The organism is Streptomyces sp. NBC_01537, from assembly GCF_045040445.1.
Lineage (GTDB): Bacteria > Actinomycetota > Actinomycetes > Streptomycetales > Streptomycetaceae > Actinacidiphila.
Genome location: NZ_CP109392.1, coordinates 6,439,302 through 6,457,394 on the forward strand (window position 1 = coordinate 6,439,302; position 18,093 = coordinate 6,457,394).

The 18,093-nt window shown below is 73.0% G+C and carries 12 protein-coding genes; 5 read left to right on the top strand and 7 right to left on the bottom strand.

Features of this window, described 5'->3' with window-relative positions:
• Positions 1-148: 148 nt before the first annotated feature.
• A complete protein-coding gene (locus tag OG607_RS29665) occupies positions 149-1,189 on the bottom strand; it encodes a mechanosensitive ion channel family protein (RefSeq protein WP_405730022.1) in 1,041 nt (346 codons plus the stop codon).
• A gap of 233 nt (positions 1,190-1,422) precedes the next feature.
• On the opposite strand from OG607_RS29665, the gene OG607_RS29670 reads away from it, so the two are divergent.
• Positions 1,423-1,959, top strand: coding sequence for an HNH endonuclease (locus OG607_RS29670; protein ID WP_329317674.1), 537 nt, complete (start codon positions 1,423-1,425; stop codon positions 1,957-1,959).
• Between the two features lie 93 nt (positions 1,960-2,052).
• On the opposite strand, the gene OG607_RS29675 is transcribed toward OG607_RS29670, so the two are convergent.
• The 4 genes from OG607_RS29675 to OG607_RS29690 form a co-directional block, all read right to left on the bottom strand.
• Positions 2,053-3,486, bottom strand: a complete 1,434-nt coding sequence (locus tag OG607_RS29675; protein WP_405730025.1) for an FtsX-like permease family protein — start codon at positions 3,484-3,486, stop codon at positions 2,053-2,055.
• Complete coding sequence (locus OG607_RS29680) at positions 3,483-4,178, bottom strand: ABC transporter ATP-binding protein (RefSeq protein WP_405730028.1); 696 nt, start codon at positions 4,176-4,178, stop codon at positions 3,483-3,485. The genes OG607_RS29675 and OG607_RS29680 overlap by 4 nt, the downstream gene beginning before the upstream one ends.
• A complete protein-coding gene (locus tag OG607_RS29685) occupies positions 4,175-4,732 on the bottom strand; it encodes a PadR family transcriptional regulator (RefSeq protein WP_405730030.1) in 558 nt (185 codons plus the stop codon). Before OG607_RS29685 ends, OG607_RS29680 begins: the two co-directional genes overlap by 4 nt.
• A gap of 127 nt (positions 4,733-4,859) precedes the next feature.
• A complete protein-coding gene (locus OG607_RS29690; protein WP_405730033.1) occupies positions 4,860-8,228 on the bottom strand; it encodes a beta-N-acetylglucosaminidase domain-containing protein in 3,369 nt (1,122 codons plus the stop codon).
• Positions 8,229-8,375: 147 nt separating this feature from the next.
• Between OG607_RS29690 and OG607_RS29695 the strand changes: the two genes are divergently transcribed.
• Genes OG607_RS29695 through OG607_RS29705 form a run of 3 tightly spaced genes read left to right on the top strand, consistent with a single transcriptional unit; the run spans position 8,376 to position 12,190 of the window.
• Positions 8,376-9,794, top strand: coding sequence for an amidase (locus OG607_RS29695; protein WP_405730035.1), 1,419 nt, complete (start codon positions 8,376-8,378; stop codon positions 9,792-9,794).
• Positions 9,787-11,910 carry a 4-alpha-glucanotransferase gene (malQ, locus tag OG607_RS29700; RefSeq protein ID WP_405730038.1) on the top strand — a complete coding sequence of 708 codons (2,124 nt, stop codon included), beginning with the start codon at positions 9,787-9,789 and terminating at the stop codon, positions 11,908-11,910. Before OG607_RS29695 ends, malQ begins: the two co-directional genes overlap by 8 nt.
• Positions 11,911-11,959: 49 nt before the next feature.
• Complete coding sequence (locus OG607_RS29705) at positions 11,960-12,190, top strand: hypothetical protein (RefSeq protein ID WP_405737513.1); 231 nt, start codon at positions 11,960-11,962, stop codon at positions 12,188-12,190.
• A gap of 132 nt (positions 12,191-12,322) precedes the next feature.
• Here the strand turns inward: OG607_RS29705 and pepN are convergent, their stop codons facing one another.
• Positions 12,323-14,902: an aminopeptidase N gene (gene pepN, locus OG607_RS29710; protein WP_405730041.1), complete on the bottom strand. Its 2,580-nt coding sequence runs from the start codon at positions 14,900-14,902 to the stop codon at positions 12,323-12,325.
• A gap of 343 nt (positions 14,903-15,245) precedes the next feature.
• Here pepN and OG607_RS29715 point away from each other — a divergent pair, with 343 nt between their 5' ends.
• Positions 15,246-16,256 carry a hypothetical protein gene (locus OG607_RS29715; RefSeq protein WP_405730044.1) on the top strand — a complete coding sequence of 337 codons (1,011 nt, stop codon included), beginning with the start codon at positions 15,246-15,248 and terminating at the stop codon, positions 16,254-16,256.
• A 134-nt stretch (positions 16,257-16,390) separates the two neighbouring features.
• On the opposite strand, the gene OG607_RS29720 is transcribed toward OG607_RS29715, so the two are convergent.
• A complete protein-coding gene (locus OG607_RS29720; protein WP_405730047.1) occupies positions 16,391-18,091 on the bottom strand; it encodes a TIGR03767 family metallophosphoesterase in 1,701 nt (566 codons plus the stop codon).
• Positions 18,092-18,093 lie beyond the last annotated feature (2 nt).

Genomic DNA, 18,093 nt, shown 5'->3' on the forward strand with positions numbered 1-18,093 from the left:
AACTTTCCTGTTGATGAGAGGCAAGGTAGATCCCCCGTCACATGGCCGTCAAGGGGTGCCAGGGGTACATAAAAGCCCCGACACCGAATCGGTGCCGGGGCGTGATGTGGGACGTGACGTGCGGCGTGACGTGGGGCGACGCGTGGGGCTACTTCCCGGTGCGCTGTACGGCTATCGGCTGGGCGGCGGCCGTCTGCGGGGAGTCGGGGTTGGCCAGCGCGGACGGAGCGGCGACAGCGGCCGTAGGGTCGGCCTCGTCCTCCTCCGCCGCCAGGGCGGGCGTGCCGCCGGTGATGGTGATGCCGGCCTCGTCGAAGGCCCGCTTGATGCGCCAGCGCAGCTCGCGCGCGACGGCCGCTGCCTTGCCGGGCATGGTCTTGGCCTGGGCCTGGATGACCACGGAGTCGGCCGTCACGGACTCAAGGCCCAGCACCTCGACCGGCTCCCACAGGGCCTCGTCCCACGGCTGGGTCTTGGCCATGGCCTCCGCGGCCGCGGTGATCACGCCGCGCACCCGCTCCAGGTCCTCGCGGTAGCCGACCTGTACGTCCACCACGGCGGTGGCCCAGCCCTGGCTGAGGTTCCCGATCCGCTTGACCTCGCCATTGCGGATGTACCAGATCTCGCCCTCGTCGCCCCGCAGCTTGGTGACCCGCAGGCCGACCTCGACCACGGTGCCGCTGGCCACGCCCGCGTCGATGACGTCGCCGACGCCGTACTGATCCTCAAGGATCATGAAGACGCCCGACAGGAAGTCCGTCACCAGATTGCGCGCGCCGAAGCCGATCGCGACACCGGCGACACCCGCGCTGGCCAGCAGCGGGGCCAGATTGATCTGCAGGACGGACAGCACGGTCAGCGCCGCCGTGCCCAGGATCACGAAGGACGCCACGCTGCGCAGCACCGAGCCGATCGCCTCGCTGCGCTGCCGGCGCCGCTCCGCGTTGACCAGCAACCCGCCGAGCGCCGTGGTGCCGGCGGCCTCCGCGCCCCGGTTCATCCGCTCGATGAACTTGGTGATCATCCGCCGTACCGCGATTCTCAGGATCACCGCGATCACCACGATCAGCAGGATGCGCAGCCCAGCCGCGAGCCAGTCGGCCCAGTTCTGGCTGACATAGTCCGCGGCGTTCGTCGCGGATGTCTGGGCGTCGTCAAGGGTGGTGGTGGTCGTCGCGGATGCGGACACAGCAGGGGTACCTCCGGTAGGGCAGGCTCACCACACTAACGGGCGATGGTTGGTGCCCCGTTGTCATGTTCGGGCGCGAACAGGGGGAATAAAGGGGATGTAGCAGGTGTGGTCGAAAACACTTCTGCTCCGTTACCCGGTGATGGTGGCGCTGCGACCGGGCTTCCGGAGAGACTGTTGGGCAGATCGTCCCGGCGCGAGCCACGCGCCGCCGGCGTATAAGGGAGGCACCCGTGCCGCATGTCCTGGTACTCAACGCGTCGTACGAGCCCCTCGGCGTCGTACCGCTCCGACGCGCGCTCATCCTCGTACTCAACAAGAAGGCCGTGTGCCTCGAGGAATCCGGCGCCTATATGCACAGCGCGACCCGGGCGCTCCCCGCGCCCAGTGTTGTCAAACTCACGAAATTCGTGCGAGTCCCCTTTCGCGGCCCTGTGCCACTGACCCGGCGGGCACTGTTCGCCAGGGACGGCGGCAAGTGCGCGTACTGCGGTGCCGTCGCAACCAGCGTCGACCACGTGATCCCGCGCAGCCGGGGAGGCCAGCACACGTGGGACAACGTGGTCGCGGCATGCCGCAGGTGCAACCACGTCAAAGCCGACCGGCATGTCGCCGAGCTCGGCTGGCGAATGCGCCATCAACCCGCGCCCCCGTCCGGCCTGGCCTGGCGGATCATCGGCACAGGGCATAGGGACCCGCGCTGGATGCCATACCTCCAGCCGTTCGGCGCGGAGGATGCCATGGCCCGGATAGACGGCATATCTGCCTGATATCCGGGCCTTCGTGTTGCTCGGCGCGTGAAGCGTATGAGGGCCCCGGGCCGACCGCCCCCCTGCGGAGGTCGGTCCGGGGCTCTGAGCTGCCTATTCGTAGCGCAGCCCGGCCGGGTGGACGGTGCGCCGCAGTAGCGGCAGGGAGGCGGCCGTGGCCAGGAGGGCGGCGGCCGGCAGTGCGGCGGCGGTCAGCAGGGGTTCGAGGAGGGGGAGCGGTCCGCGGTCGCCGGCGAGGCGGAGCGTGCCGAGAACGATCGCCAGGCTGCAACCGCTCGCCAGGGCGATCGCGGGTACCAGCGGCAGCGCGGTCTCCAGCAGCACCGCCCGCCCCAGCACCCGGAACGGCGTCCCGGTGGCGGACAGTGCGGCCAGGGTGCGGCGACGGGTCATCACGGACTCGACGGTGCCGACCACGAGCCCGCTGATGGTGACCGTGAGGCCGGTCAGCAGCGCGATCCCGGCCAGGTCGTAGCCCCCGAGGTAGAAGGACGCGTCGCTCGCGTACTGGGCCGGGTGCTCCCGAATCCAGTCGATCTGCAGCCTGCGCATCGCCATGAAGCCGACCCCGACCAGGGCGGTGAGCATCAGCGCGGCGTGTGCCCGCGCTGCCGCCCAAGGGTCGGCCTGCAAGCGCTCCCCGGCGATCAGCAGCGCCGGGCGGCCGGAGCGGGCGGCGAGCCTGCCGGTCATCAGGGCGAGTCCGGCGGACCCGTACAGCAGCCCGAAGGCGTACAGCGTGATGGCCGCCAGCCAGTACGGGGCCACGCCCCCGCCGTACGCGCCGGCCTGCGAGACGCCCGCCAGTACCAGTGCCGTTCCCCCGACCAGCGCCAGCGGCCCCAAGGACCACAGCGCCAGCCGTACGCGTCCCGACCGGCCCCGTGGACGCCGCCCGCGCAGGCGGATGCCCAGCGGATCAACGGCCGCCCTGCGCAGTGTGAACCGCGCCTCAAGGGCGGCCAGCACCGGCAGGGCCAGCGCCACCGGCACGGCGGCCGCCCAGGGCACGGGTACGTCGGTCGGCCAGGTCAGCCGTGCGCTGTAGCCGGGGATGTCGTTGCCGGAGTGGCCCTGTACGCCTGCTGCCAGGGTCCGCAGCGCCAGGAAGCCGGCCAGCCCGGCCAAGGACCCGAGCCCGCACACCACCCCCGTTTCCAGAGCGGTGATTCGCCGCACCTGGCGCGGCGTCGCTCCGGCCAGCCGCAGCGCCGCCAGTCGCCGTTCTCGCTGGAGGGCGCCGATCCGGGTGCACTGGCCGATGAAGGCCAGCACCGGGACGACCAGGAGCAGGAGAGCCGCGATCACGCCCGGGCGCAGGCCGGACTCGTTGAGGAGGTCGTTGGTGTACCGGGGGACCCCGCTGCCGTAGCGGGTACCGATCACCGCGACGACCGTCGCCGCCAGCGCGAGGCCCGTGCCGAGCATCGCCCCCAGCCCGGTCAGCGCCAGCCGCCACCGCTCGCTGCGCGGTGAGCCCAGCAGCAGGAGCCAGGCCAGGCGCGCGTCCGCCCGCAGCCCCGTCACCGGGTCACCTCCGCGCCCGTCTCGCTGACCACCGCGCCGTCCCGGACCTGCGCCTCGCGGTCCGCGTACGCCGCCACCTGCGCGTCGTGCGTGATCAGCAGGACGGCGGTCGAGGACTCACGGGCGGCGTGCACCAGGGCGGTCATCACCTGCTCCCCGGCCAGCGAGTCCAGCGCGCCGGTCGGCTCGTCCGCGAACACCGCCTTCGGCCGGGTCACCATGGCCCGGGCCAGCGACACCCGTTGCGCCTGACCGCCCGACATCTCACCGGGCCGCAGCCCCGCCTGCCCGCGCACGCCGAAGCGCTCCAGCCACTCGCCGGCGCCCTCCTGGGCCGCCTTGCGCGAGGTGCCGGCCAGCAGCAGGGGGAGCGCCACGTTGTCGAGGGCGGTCAGCTCGCCGACGAGCTGCCCGAACTGGAAGACGACGCCGAACTCGCTGCGCCGCAGCTCCGAGCGCCGGGTCTCCGATGCCTGGTCCAGCTGTTCGCCGCCGTACCGCACCGAGCCCGAATCCGGCCGGACGATGCCGGAAAGGCAGTGCAGCAGGGTGGATTTGCCGCTGCCGCTGGGCCCGGTGACGGCCAGGATCTCGCCCGGGTCCAGACGCAGGCTCGCGCCGCGCAGGGCCTGGGTGGCGCCGTACGTCTTGGTGAGATCGAGGGCCTCGATGAGAGGGGTGCTGCGGGTCATGGGGACGTGACCTCCTCGGCCAGGGCGCCGAGGCGCTGGACGGCGTTCTCCATCCAGCGCAGGTCGGCATCGAGATGGGTGATGGCGAAGTCGGCGGAGAGCACCGCCGACAGGGACGCGCCGGGGTCGCTCTTCACCGCGGTGAGCTCGCGCATGCGCGTGAGGTGAGCCGCGCGCTGCGCGCGCAGGTAGGCCTCCGGATCTCCGGCGCCGGCCCCGGTTGCCTCGCCGGCCAGCATCGCGACGACCAGCTTCGAGAAGATCTCGTTCGCCGCCGTGACCGGAGCGGGCGGCGCCACCTCCGAGAGCCACTTGCGCAGCGCCTGCTTCCCGCCCTCGGTGACGCGGTACGTGGTCCGTTCCGGACCGCCCTCGCTCTCCGTCTCGTCGACCTCGGCGAGGCCGTCACGGACCAGGCGCTGCAGCGTTGTGTAGACCTGCCCGTACGCCAGCGGGCGGGCCTGCGGGAAACGCTCGTCGTGACGGCGCTTCAGGTCGTAGCCGTGGCCCGGCTCCGAGGCGAGGAGCCCGAGCAGGACGTGTCCGGTACTCAAGGTCTGTATCCGTCTTCCCGCGATGGGTGGGTCGGTCGCTATTCACTGAGTACATGTACTGAGTGAATAGTAGGGCGGGCGGGAGGCGAAGTCCACAGGGGAACCGGGATCGGAACCGGGATCGGGATCAGCCAGAGGCCACGGTGTACGCCGCGACGGAGTAGAGCGAGTAGCCGTACTTGGTGCCGCGATCGATTCCCTGCACGCGCAGAAAGCGGGTGTCCGCGGGCGCGTCCAGGTGGACCGTACGGGCCCCCGGGGCGCCGTCGGCGACGGTCGCGGCGGTGTGCCAGGTGACGCCGTCGGCGGAGGTCAGCACCTCGTAGCGGGAGGCGTACGCGTCCTGCCAGACCAGGTCGACACGACCGATCGCGGCGGGCCGCTCCAGCTGCACCTGGACCCAGGCGCCGTCCTGGGCGGGGGAGGACCAGCGGGTCGCGGCATCCCCGTCGGTGACCGACGAGGCGGGGAAGTCGGCGCTCTCGTCGGCCGAGGAGACGGCCTGCGCACCGCGGGCCAGGTCGGACCCGCCGGTGCGGGGGTAGGCGTGCACGGTGACGGTCTGCCGCACCGCGCGGCCGTCCACCGTGAGGGTGACCGGCACCTCGTACGTCCCCGGGGCGCTGCCCTCGGGCACCGCGACCGTCACCGGCACGGTGAGCGTGCCGCCGCGCGGCAGGTCCACGGCGCCGGGGGCGGCCGCGGTGACGCCGTCCGGCGCGGCGGCGGTGAGGGTGACGCGGGCCGCGTCCGGCGAGGCGTCGGCCAGCTCGGCGGAGACGGTGGCGGGGTCGCCGCCGACCTCGACGTCGGCCTCGGTGCGGTCCAGGGTCATCCGGGCGGCGGGCCGGTCCGCGTACCAGGGCACGATCTCGTGCACCGGGGGCGCGTCCGCAGCCGTGTTCCACGTCAGGCGCAGGGCGTCCGCTTTCGCCGCATGCGCAGGAAGCTCGGTCCAGCCGCTGCCCAGCGCCCCGAGCGACCGCCAGCCCTCGCCGGGTACGTGCACCTCCACCGAGCCCGGCTCGCTCCCGGCACCCGCCGGATCCGTCAGCACCGTCACCGCGTCCAGCGGCCGGGCCGAGCCCAGGGAGACCGTCAGGCTGCCGCCCTGCGGCCGGTACGCCGTCGTCACGTCGCCGTCCGTCGCCGGGGAGGTGTCGGCCGGCCGGTCGTCGGCCTCGTCCGGAGTCGTCACGGCGAACTCCCGCACCGACACCGCGCTCTCCTGCGCCGCCGCCGACCGCAGCCGTACGTAACGGGCCTTCGCGCCCGCCGGAAGGCTCGCGGTGACCGTCGACTCGTCATGGAACTCTCCGGCCCGCCGCCACCCCGAGCCGTCGCCCGCCGAGTACTCCAGCACCGCGTCGCGCAGCCGGTCCTGCGCGCCCATCGTCACCCGCACCGCGCGCACCGTCCGCGCCGTGCCCAGGTCCACGCCGAACGCGTCGTCCTTCTGCGGCGGCGCGTCGCTCGTCCAGGCCGGCGAGTCCTTCCCGTCCGTCATCGCCGCGAGCTGCGTCGAGCGCGCCGAACCGAGCGTCGACGTCGGCTGCCGGCCGTCCGTGCCCACCCCGCTCCACGCGTCCGCCGTCTCCAGCGCCTTCGCCAGGAACGGCGCCAGCACCCCCGCGCCCACCGTCGCCGTGCTCCGCGCGATCCGCTTGCGCGCCCGCTCCACCGCCAGCCGGTCCCGCCACGCGGCCGTGCCGTCCCCGCGCTGCTGCGCGAGCAGCATGTCCACGGCCCGGCCGCCCGCGTCCCCGTACCGCGCCAACTGGCTCAGCCAGGGCCGTACTTCCGCGCCGAAGGCGCCGTCGGCCAGTCCGTCGAGGCTCTCCGGCGCGCTCTGCATCGTCGCGAACGCGGCCTTCAGGCGGCCGGCGGCAGCGTCGAGGCCCGAGGCGGTCCCGTCGTCGTAGGCGGTCCAGAAATCCTTCAGCAGCGGCCGCAGATACGCCGATTCCGTGCCGCCCAGCGCCGACGAGGCGTCATTGCCCGCGAGCGCGCGCAGCGCGGCCCGCTTGCCGGCGTCCTTCCCGGCCAGGTCGTCGATCGCGGCCTGCCAGGACCCGGCGGGGTCGTACGCGCCCGGATTCCAGGCGTAGTCCGCCGCCGTGAACAGCGGTATCCGCGACGCGGCAGCCTGCCGCATCGCCGCCGCCAGCACTCCCGACGTCGCCAGCGCCACGGCGGGCTCCCGCCCGTTGTACGGGCCCAGGAAGAGGCGGTCCTCGGCGTAGTCGTTGACCGGGTAGTTGTCGAGCGTGAGCAGCGGATGGCCCAGCGCGGCGAGGGCCCCGGCCACCTGGGTGCCGGTGATCTTCTCCGGCACAACGCCGACCCCGGTCCAGGCGACCGGGACACCGGCGTTCAGCGCTCCGGCGAGAGCGGTGCGGTACGCGGTGGCGCCGTCCTGGTAGTACTCGGTCGGCAGCATCGACAGCCCAGACGACCGTGCCGTGAAGTGCAGGCGCCGGTGCAGGCGCAGGTGCTCGGCCACGGCGTTCGCCACGTCCGCCTGCGCATGCGCCGCTGCCTTCGGGCCGCTGCCGTACGTGTCGGCGTCCTCGCCGCACTGCCACTCGCTGTAGCTCACGTCCTGGAACTGCAACTGGAACGCGCGCATGCCCAGCGCCCACATCGCGTCGATCTTGCGCAGCAGCGCCTTGCGGTCGTCCTCCGACGAGAAGCACATCGCCTGGCCCGGTGCCACCGCCCACGCCAGCGTCACGTGATTGCGCTCTGCCCGCTCCGCGAGCGCACGGAACCGCGAGCGCTGTGCGGCCGGGTAAGGCTCCCGCCACTGCTCCTGGCGGTACGGGTCGTCCCCCGGCGCGTACAGGTACTGGTTCTGCTTGGTGCGACCCAGGAAGTCCAGTTGCGCCAACCGCTGGCTCTGGCTCCACGGCTCCCCGTAGAAGCTCTCCGCGGTCCCCCGGACCGCCGTCGCCGGCCAGTCCCGGATGACGACGCCGGGCAGCCCCTTCGCGGTCACCAGCTGACGCAGCGTCTGCGCGGCATGGAACAGGCCGTCGTCCCCCGCGCCCGCCAGCGCGACCGTCTCCCCGCCGACGGCCAGGCGGTACCCGCCGGCCGGCAGATCGCCGGTTCCGGCCGCGCCCAGCGCGCGCAGCGTTGCCGCTGCCGCTGGGCCGTCCGCGTAGACCGTGGTGCCCTTGCTGGTGGACGCGGCGGCCTCGACGATGTGGCGGGCGCCGGCCTCGCGAAGCGCGGTACGGATCGCTTCCAGCGCGTACGGGTCGGCCTGCGGGCCCGCGACGAGGGTGACGGTTTCCGTCACCGGGGTGAATCCGCCTTGCGCATGCAGGGATTGCGGCCTCGGCCACACGGACGGGGTTGCCGCGGCAGACGCCGGCACGGAGGCGGACGTGTTCCCGGCCGAGGACACCGCGATCGCGCCGGGCGCGCCCGTCACTGTCCCGCCGATGACGGTGGCCACGAGGGCGGCCGTGCTTGCTGCTGCGGATCTCATACGGCGGCCGGTCATGTGGCGCTAGCCCACCACTTCCTGTCGGGGGTGTCAACGCGTCACCCCTGCGGGGGACAAGCCGGGCAACTGCCCCCCCAGACCCCCGGTCCTCGATCGCCGGACGGGCTGAATTCGCCGTAGCCTGGCCCGGTGGCCGAACCCTTTGAGCTGACGCTCGTCGAGCAGGCGGCAGCCATCCGGCGCCGCGAGCTGTCGCCGGTTGAGCTCGCGGAGCACTATCTGCGGCGGATCGAGCGGCTGAACGACTCGGTGGGGGCGTATCTGACGGTGACGCCGGAACGGGCGCTGGCGCAGGCCCGCCGGGCGGAGCGGCGCGTCATGGAGGGCGAGGAAGCAGCCCTGCTCGGGGTGCCGGTCCCGGTCAAGGACCTGACGCCCGTGCGGGGAGTCCGGTTCACGTCCGGGTCGGTGGTGTTCGCGGAGCACGTCGCGCAGGAGGACGCGTACATCGTGACGCTGCTCCGCGAGAGGGCGGGAAGCGTGCTGCTGGGCAAGACCAATACGCCCGAATTCGGGCTGCCGGCGTACACGGAGAACCGCCTGGGACCACCGGCCCGGACGCCGTACGACCTGAGGCTGGGCGCGGGCGGGAGCAGTGGCGGGGCGGCGGCAGCGGTGGCGGCGGGGCTGGCGCCGGCGGCGCAGGGGAGTGATGGGGGAGGGTCGATCAGGATCCCGGCGAGCTGTTGCGGGGTGGTGGGGGTGAAGCCGAGCAGGGGGCGGGTGAGCCCGGCGCCGTACGGGGACGGGAACGGGCTGGCGGTGTCGGGGCCGATCGCGCGGACGGTGCGGGACGCGGCGCTGCTGCTGGACGCGATGGCGGTGCCCGCGCCGGGGGATCCGTTCTCGCTGCCGCCGCCGGAGCGGTCGTTCGAGCAGTGGAGCCGCCGGGAGCCCGGACGCATGCGCATCGCGCGCTGGGCGCGCCCGGACGTGGCGGGGGTGATGGTCCACCCGGAGGTGCTGGCGGCGTACGAGCGGACGTCGGAGCTGCTGGCGGGCCTGGGCCACGAGGTCATCGATGTGCCGCAGCCGCTGGAGCCGGGGGACCGGGATCCGTTCACGCCGGTGTGGGCGGTGATGGCGGCGGGCGTGCCCGTGCCGCCGGAGCGGGAGGCGGAGCTGATGCCGCTGACGCGGTGGCTGCGGGAGCGGGGGCGGTCGGTGAGCGGCCTGGAGTACACGCGGGCGCTGGCGGCCATGCAGGCGGTGGGGCGCAAGCACGCCGCCGCTGTGGCGCCGCACGACGCGGTGCTGACCCCGACGCTGGCTCAGCTCCCGGCGCCGGTGGGCGCCCTGCGCGACGACGCCGACCCCGAGGCGGACTTCGCGGCGCAGCTCGCGTTCACGCCGTTCACGGCGCCGTGGAACATCGCGGGACTGCCCGCGGTCTCGCTGCCCGTGCAGTGGACCGACTCCGGTCTGCCGGTCGGGATGATGCTCGGCGCCGCGCATGCGGCGGACGGTCCGCTGCTGGCGCTCGCCGCGCAGGTGGAGGCGGCCGCGACCGGCGCAGGACTTGGCTCCGCGCGTATTGGGTATGGCTGAGCTGTCCGACCCGCCCCACCCCGCCTCACCCCCACCCCACCCTCAACCCTCACCGGAGAACACCGTGGCCGAACGCGCACGGCTGGCGGCGCTGCACGGCGTGGACACCACCTACCGGCCCGCGCCGGACAAGGTGGTCCGCGTACCGGACGACACGGTCGTCGCGGTGCTGGCCGCGCTCGGCGTGGACGCCTCGACCCCGGCCGCCGTACGCGAAGCGCTCGCTGCGCATGAGCGGCGTACGCACGGCAGGCTCCTCCCGCGCAGTGTCTTCGTCCGGGCCGGTCAGGCACCGCGGATCGCCGTCCCGAAGGGGACGACGCTGCGCGTGGAGACCGAGGACGGCGAGGAGTTCGACTGGCGGCCGGAACAGGCGCTGCCGGTCGGGCGGCACGCGCTGCGCGCGCAGAGCCCCGACGGGCGGGCCGCATGCGCCCAGCTCGTGGTGGCGCCGGGCCGGCTGGCGGGACCCCCGGTGCGCAGTTACGGATTCATGGCGCAGCTGTATTCGGTGCTGTCCACGCGGTCGTGGGGCATGGGGGACCTAGGCGATCTCGCCGACCTCGCGGCGTGGTCGGGGCGGACGCTGGGGGCCGGATTTCTGCAGGTCAACCCGCTTCATGTGGCGGTGCCGGGGCGGCCGACGGATCCGTCGCCGTACCGGCCCTCGTCGCGGAGATTTCCCGACCCGGTCTATCTGCGGGTGGAGGAGGTCCCGGAGTACGCGTATCTGGAGCCCGCGCAGCGGGAGCGGGCCGAGGACCTGCTGCAGAAGGCGTCGGTGCTGCGGGACTCCGTGCTGCAGAAGGAAGCGCTGATCGACCGGGACGCCGTGTGGGAGCTGAAGCGCGAAGCGCTCGCGCTGGTGCGCAAGGTGCCGCTCAGCCCGGGCCGGCGGGCCGCGTACTGCGACTTCCTGGCCGGGCAGGGCCAGGCGCTGGACGACCACGCCACCTGGTCGACGCTCGCCCAGATCCACGGCCCGGACTGGCACGGCTGGCCGGCCGGGCTGCGCGACCCCCGTTCCGCGCAGGTCGCGCGGGCCCGGCAGGAGAATCTGGAGCAGGTCGACTTCCACTGCTGGCTCGCCTGGCTGACCGACAGCCAGCTCGGCGCCGCGCAGCGCGCCGCGACGGACGCCGGCATGGCGGTCGGCATCGTCCATGACCTCGCGGTCGGCGTCCATCCGTCCGGCTCGGACGCCTGGGCCCTGCAGGACGCCCTCGCGCACGGCATGTCGGTCGGCGCGCCCCCGGACGCCTTCAACGCGCACGGCCAGGACTGGGGCCTCCCGCCCTGGCGCCCCGACGCCCTCGACGCGACCGGCTACGCCCCCTACCGCGACCTCCTGCGGGCGGTGCTCCGGCACGCGGGCGGCCTGCGCATCGACCATGTGATGGGCCTGTTCCGGCTGTGGTGGGTCCCGCAGGGGCGGCCGCCGACGGAGGGCGCGTACGTCAGATACGACAGCGAGGCGATGCTCGGCCTACTGGCCCTGGAGGCGCAGCGGGCGGGCGCGGTGGTCATAGGGGAGGACCTCGGCACGGTCGAGCCGGGCGTACGGGAGGAGCTCGCGGACCGCGGGATCCTCGGGACGTCCGTGCTGTGGTTCGAGCGGGACTACGCGGGCGGCGGCCGGCCGCTCCCGCCGCAGGAGTGGCGGGCCTCGTCCCTGGCCACCGTCACCACGCACGACCTGCCCAGCACCGCCGCCCGGCTCACCGGCGAGCATGTCGAACTGCGGCACCGGCTAGGGCTCCTCGGCCGCCCCCTCGAACAGGAGCAGGCCGAGGACGCGGTCGAGGTGGCCGAGTGGCTGGCCGTGCTCGGCCGGCTCGGGCTCCTCCCCGAAGGCACCGGCGACGAGGAGGCCGTCGTCAAGGCGCTCCACCGGTTCCTGGCCGCCACCCCCGCCCGGATGCTCGGCGTCTGGCTTCCCGACGCGGTCGGCGACCGCCGGCCCCAGAACCTTCCCGGCACGTGGGACCAGTATCCGAACTGGCGGCTCCCGATCGCCGGTGCGGACGGCCGCCCGGTGACGCTTGAGCAACTCGCGGCCTCGGCACGGCTGCACGCGCTGGCGGAGGAGGTGCGGGCGGGGCTCGCCCACCCGTAAGGCCCACCCCGGGCGCGCGGTGCGGGTGGGCATTGGCTACGGTGAGAGCGTGGACAAGGCCAACAAGAACGCTCTGCGTGCCGGCACGATCGCCGCGGGCACGATGCTGATGCTGCTCATGACGTCCCCCGCGTTCGCGCTGGTGCGCGACGACGGTGACGACCCCGGCAAGGGCCTGAGCGTCGCCGAGACGCTCGGTCTGTTTGTCGCGTGCCCTCTGGTGCTCTTCGCGGTCATCGCGGGGCTGGTCATCGTCACGGACAAGTCCCGCAAGGCGTAGGCCTGCGGCTGCGGCCCCGGACCCCCGAACGCCCTCCTGGGGGTGCCCCCTCTGGGGGCATGTCCTCAAACGCCGGACAGGCTGAAAGAAAGGGCCCCTCGGATCGCTCCGAGGGGCCCTTTTCCGTACCGCTCAGCCGGCCGCCGCATCCGCGGCCTGCGCGCGCAGCGCCCGCTCGACGCCCGCGCGGGACTCGGTGACGAGCCGCCGCAGGGCCGGGACCGGGTCGGACTCGGCGAGCCAGGTGTCGGTCGCGTCGAGGGTGGCCTGGGAGATCGTCAGCGAGGGGTAGAGGCTGACCACGATCTGCTGGGCCATCTCGTGGCTGCGGGTGTCCCAGACCTCCTTGAGGGCCGCGAAGTACTTCCCGGCGTAAGGAGCGATCAGCTCGCGCTGGTCGGTCTGGACGAAGCCCGCGATGACGGCCTCCTGGACCGCGTTCGGGAACTTCTCGCTCTCGACGACCGACGCCCAGACCTCGGCCTTGGCCTCGGCCGTGGGGAAGGCGGCGCGCGCGGTGGCGGCGTGCCGCTCGCCGGCGGCCGTGGGGTCGCGGTCGAGCTCGGCCACGATGGCGTCCTCGTCGGCGCGGCCGGTGGCGGCGAGCCGCTGGAGCAGCGACCAGCGCAGCTCGGTGTCGACGGCCAGGCCGTCCACCGTGCGCGTGCCGTCGAGCAGGCCGGCGAGCAGGTCCAGCTGCTCCGGCGTACGGGCCGTGGCGGCGAAGGCGCGGGCCCAGGCGAGCTGGTGGTCGCTGCCGGGGGCGGCGGCGCGCAGGTGCTCCTCGGTCGCCTCGGTCCAGCGGGCGAGGCCGGAGGGCCGCCAGGCCGGGTCGGCGTACAGGTCGATGGCGAGCTTGACCTGGCGGTGCAGGGACTGCACCACGCCGATGTCGGACTCCTTGGCGATGCCGGCCAGGACCAGCTCCAGGTAGTCGCGGGTGGCCAGTTCGCCGTCGCGGGTCATGTCCCAGGCGGCGGACCAGACCAGCGCGCGGGGGAGCGACTCGGTGAAGTCGCCGACGTGGCCGCGTACGGTCGCCAGCGAGATCTCGTCGAGCCGCACCTTGGCGTACGACAGGTCGTCGTCGTTGAGCAGCACGACCGCGGGCCGCCGCTCGCCGGTCAGCTCGGGGACTTCGGTCAGCTCGCCGTCGACGTCCAGCTCGACCCGCTTGGTGCGGACCAGGCTGCCGGCATCGGACAGCTCGTACAGGCCGATCGCGATCCGGTGCGGCCGCAGCACGGCCTGCCCCTTGGCGCCGGCCGGGAGGGCCGGGGCCTCCTGGCGGACGGCGAAGCCGGTGATGACACCGTCGGGACCGTCCTGCGACACCTCGATCTCGGGGCGCAGGATGTTGATGCCGGCGGTCTCCAGCCAGGCCTTCGACCAGGTCTTCAGGTCGCGGCCGCTGGTCTCCTCCAGGGCGCCGAGCAGGTCGGGGAGGCGGGTGTTGCCCCAGGCGTGGGCCTTGAAGTAGGCCTGGACGCCCTTGAAGAACTCGTCCTGCCCGACATAGGCGACCAGCTGCTTCAGCACCGACGCGCCCTTGGCGTACGTGATGCCGTCGAAGTTGACCAGGACGTCGTCCAGGTCGTTGATCTCGGCCATGATCGGGTGGGTGGAGGGCAGCTGGTCCTGCCGGTAGGCCCAGGTCTTCTCGCTGTTGGCGAAGGTGGTCCACGCGGCGGGCCACTTGGTGCCGGGCGCGGCCGCCTGGCAGGCGACGGAGGTGTAGGTGGCGAACGACTCGTTCAGCCAGAGGTCGTTCCACCACTCCATGGTGACCAGGTCGCCGAACCACATGTGGGCCAGCTCGTGCAGGATCGTCTCGGCGCGGCCCTGGTACGCGGCGTCGGTCACCTTCGAGCGGAAGACGTACTGGTCGCGGATGGTCACCGCGCCCGCGTTCTCCATCGCACCGGCGTTGAACTCCGGGACGAAGAGCTGGTCGTACTTCTCGAAGGGGTACGCGTAGTCGAACTTCTCCTGGAACCAGTCGAAGCCCTGCCGCGTGACGTCGAAGATCGCGTCCGCGTCCAGGTACTCGGCAAGGGAGGGGCGACAGTAGACCGCGAGCGGCACGGTCCGGCCGCCGCCCTCCCAGGTGCTGTGCACCGCGTGGTACGGGCCGACGATCAGGGCGGTGATGTACGTGGAGATGCGCGGGGTCGTCGCGAAGCTCCACACGTCGCCGACCGGCTCCGGGGTCGGCGAGTTGGAGACGACCGTCCAGCCGGCCGGGGCCTTCACGGTGAAGGTGAAGGTCGCCTTCAGGTCCGGCTGCTCGAAGCTGGCGAAGACCCGGCGGGCGTCCGGCACCTCGAACTGGGTGTAGAGGTACGCCTGCTTGTCGACCGGGTCGACGAAGCGGTGCAGGCCCTCACCGGTGTTCGTGTACGCGGCGTCCGCGACCACCTTCAGCTCGTTGGGTCCGGCGGCCAGCGAGGGCAGCGCGATCCGCGAGTCCTCGAAGACCTCCGCAGGGTCGAGGGCGGTCCCGTTGAGGACCACCTCGTGCACGGCGGGCGCGACCAGGTCGATAAAGGTCGAGGCCCCGGCCTCGGCGGAGTCGAAGCGCACCGTCGTCACCGACCGGAACGTGCCCCCGTCCTGTGCTCCGCGCAGGTCGAGATCGATCTCGTAAGAGTCCACGGTGAGCAGGCGCGCGCGCTGCCGCGCCTCCTCACGAGTGAGGTTCGTGCCAGGCACGTATCCGTCTCCTTCGTCGGTCTTTGCCCTCATCCTCGCACGTGGGGGAGCGCTGCCGCCCGAGGGATTTCCCTGCTTGTCAGCCCCCTGTGAGCGCCTTCGGCGGTCACCGCAAGGGGTGATCCCGGCACAACCCCGATGTGGTCCCGACGTGCGGAGGCGTCGTCCGAGGCCCGGGCGTCCCGCCCTTGGACGCAGGGAGCCGGCAGTGGGTTTCACCCAGATAGGTGAAGTGCCCCTGTCGGCAACCGAACACATGAACTTTAGTACGGGAGTGTCCTGGTTTGTCGACGGGATCGTAACAGCGGTTAGCGGGCGATCCCGGCGAGGGAATTGACCCGGCATGAACCAGAACCTCCCGCTCGACACCCCGAGCCCCCGCACCGGCCCCCGCACCCTCGACCACCTCTCCCGAAACCGGCGACGGGTGTTGACTGAGCGTCAGCTCCGCGAGCACGGCGTCACCGCCAGTGACCTCGCCGAGCGGTGCCGCCCCGACGGCCCCTGGCAGCTGCTGCTCCCGCAGGTGTACCTGCTGCACGCCGGGCCGCCGACCAGCGAGGAACGGATCGAGGCCGCGCTGCTCTACGCCGACGGACAGGGCGAGGGCGGGGACGTGATGATCACCGGCCTCGCCGCCCTCGCCCTGCACCGCTTCTCCTCCGTCCCCCCGCTGCTCGGCCTGGACCGCATCGACCTGCTGGTCGCCAGCCGGCGGCGGCTGCGCGGCGCCGGCGAGGTGGCGATCCACCGGGCCCACGTCCTGCCCCACCCCCAGGAGGTCGCCGGAGTCCCCTGCGCCCCGGTGCCGCGAGCCCTCGCGGACGCCGTCGCGGAGCTGGACGACCCGGAGACCGTACGCCGGCTGCTCACCGAGGCGGTGCGCGGCGGCCACTGCGAAGCGACCGCGGTCGTACGGGAGTTGAGCCAGGCCCGGCTGCTGTCCAGGCCGCATGTCGTCGAGGCGGTGGACACCCTGCTCGCCGAGAGCCGCGCGATCGCGGAGAGCCGGCTCTACGACATGGTCCGCTGCTTCGGCCTGCCCGACCCGGTGTGGAACGTCGACCTGCGGCTGCCCGGCGGCCCGCACCTGGGCGGCGTGGACGCGTACTGGCCCGAACACGCCGTGGCGGTGGAGATCGACGCCCGCGCCCCGCGCCAGGAAGAGGACGCGCTCTGGTCGGAGTACGCCCGCAAGCGCGAGCACCTGGAGCGGCTCGGGATCACCGTCGTCCACATCACCCCGAAGAAGCTGCGCGAGTCGCTGGAGCAGCAGGCGGCCGTGGTGCGGACGGCCCTGATGGCCTCCTCCGACCGCACCCCGGCCGCGTATGTCGTCGTACTGCCGAGCTGATGCCCCGGCTGAGCGGGTACGGCGAAGTCCGGTGCGCAAGGGTGCCGGGCAACGGGCCCCGCAAGGGGCGCGAGGAACTGCGCGAACAGCCCGCCACGACCCGTAGGTTATGCACCGGAATCCGCGCGCAGCGCTTAGCGCTTCTTCAGCAGGAGCTCGACGTTGCGGTCGCCGGCCGCGCCGGTGAGATCGGCCGGGTCCGCGCCCTGGGCGTTGAAGGAGAACTCGCGGTAGAGCGCGGCGACGCCGGTCTGGGACAGGTCGGCGAAGTCGGTCCGGTGCGGGGCGGCGGACTCCACGAGGGTGGCGATCAGCGAGATCGTCCCGTCGTGGTTGTCGGTGAGCTCGATGACGCGGGCCAGCTGCGGGAAGTCGATGTGCGAGGCGGTGGAGACCTCCCAGAAGCTGCCGTGCGCCACGATCTTGTTCCGGTGGCTGTGGCCGTTGATCCAGGCCGCGACATTACGGTGCCTGCGCAGGGCCGCGACCAGCTCGTCGCCGCCGTGCCGCACCTCGCCCGGGCGGGCGGGATCGCGCACCAGGTTGCTCATCCCCCAGCTGGGGTGGTGGCTGAAGACCAGCACCGTCTCGTCGGCGTGGGCGGTGAGCGTGCTCTCCAGCCAGCGAAGCTGCGCGGTGCCGATGGAGCCCCGGTAGTCGCCGCCCCGGTCGGTGGTGTCCAGGCTGATGCCGACCACGTCGCCGGAGATCCGGAACGAGTAGTACAGCCGGTCCTCGTCCAGGTTCGCCTGGCTGTAGCCGTGGCCGACCGGCCCCGCGCCCTTGTACGCCGGGTCCAGGTGCGCGGCGAGGTAGCCGTGCGGGGTGAACGGCGCGCGCCGCTCGTCCGCGGTGACGGTCCGCGCCTTGGCCGCGTAGGCCTTGATCGCGTCGCGCACCGCGGTGCCCTTCGGGTCCTTGCCGCTCTGGACGACCTTCACCAGCCGCTGGGCCTCGGCGGCGGGCATCGTCTGCAGCTTGCGGGAGCCGGTGGCCAGGTCGTGCCAGAACGAGCCGTGCGCGTACGCCCCGCTGGAGAGCATGTCGTGATTGCCGACGGTGGAGTACCACGGCACGCTCAGCCCGGGGCTGGTGACCTCGCGGGTCGCGGCGGCCAGGTAGCCGGCCAGGTGCGGGAAGCCGTGCTGCTTGTCGGTGTCCCGCAGGGTGGATTCCGGCTGCCAGAAGAGCTTGAGCCCGGAGTCCTGGACGCCCTCGTAGCCGCTCGCGTCACCGGAGTTCGGGGTGATCCGGCCGCCGCTCATCACCTTCAGGAACCACTTCAGCTCCAGCTGCGAGTTGTTGTCCGTGTTGTCGCCCGTCGTCATCGCGAAGGCGATCGGCGTACCCGTCGCGGGCCCGCCGCGCAGCGCGTTCACCCGCTCGATCATCGCCGCCGCCCCCGCCACCGTCAGCGCCTCCTGCGGCCGCCAGCCGCCGGGCTTCGCCGCCCGGAAGAACTCCGTGCGCAGCGGTGACTGGACATCGGTGATGTGCAGATCCGTGAACTGCACGAAGCAGGCGAGAGCCGTACGCCGCCCGGCCCGGCCGCTCCTGGCGGGCGCCAGCTCGGTCCGGGTCACCCGGGACCAGCCCGGGCCGTCGGCGAGGCGGCGATAACTTCCGCTGCCGCGCGGTGCAGCGACGGAGCGCAGTGTCGTACCGGCCGTGGAGGGGGCGGCCGGTACGACCGGCAGGCGCCCCGTCGCGGACTGCGCGGCAGCGGGTGACGCCTTCGCGTCACCCGAACCGGGCACAAGCGCGATGCCGAGCCCGGCGGTCACGGCGGTGGTGCCGGACGCGAGCAGGAAGTTGCGGCGATTGAGCGCAGTCATGC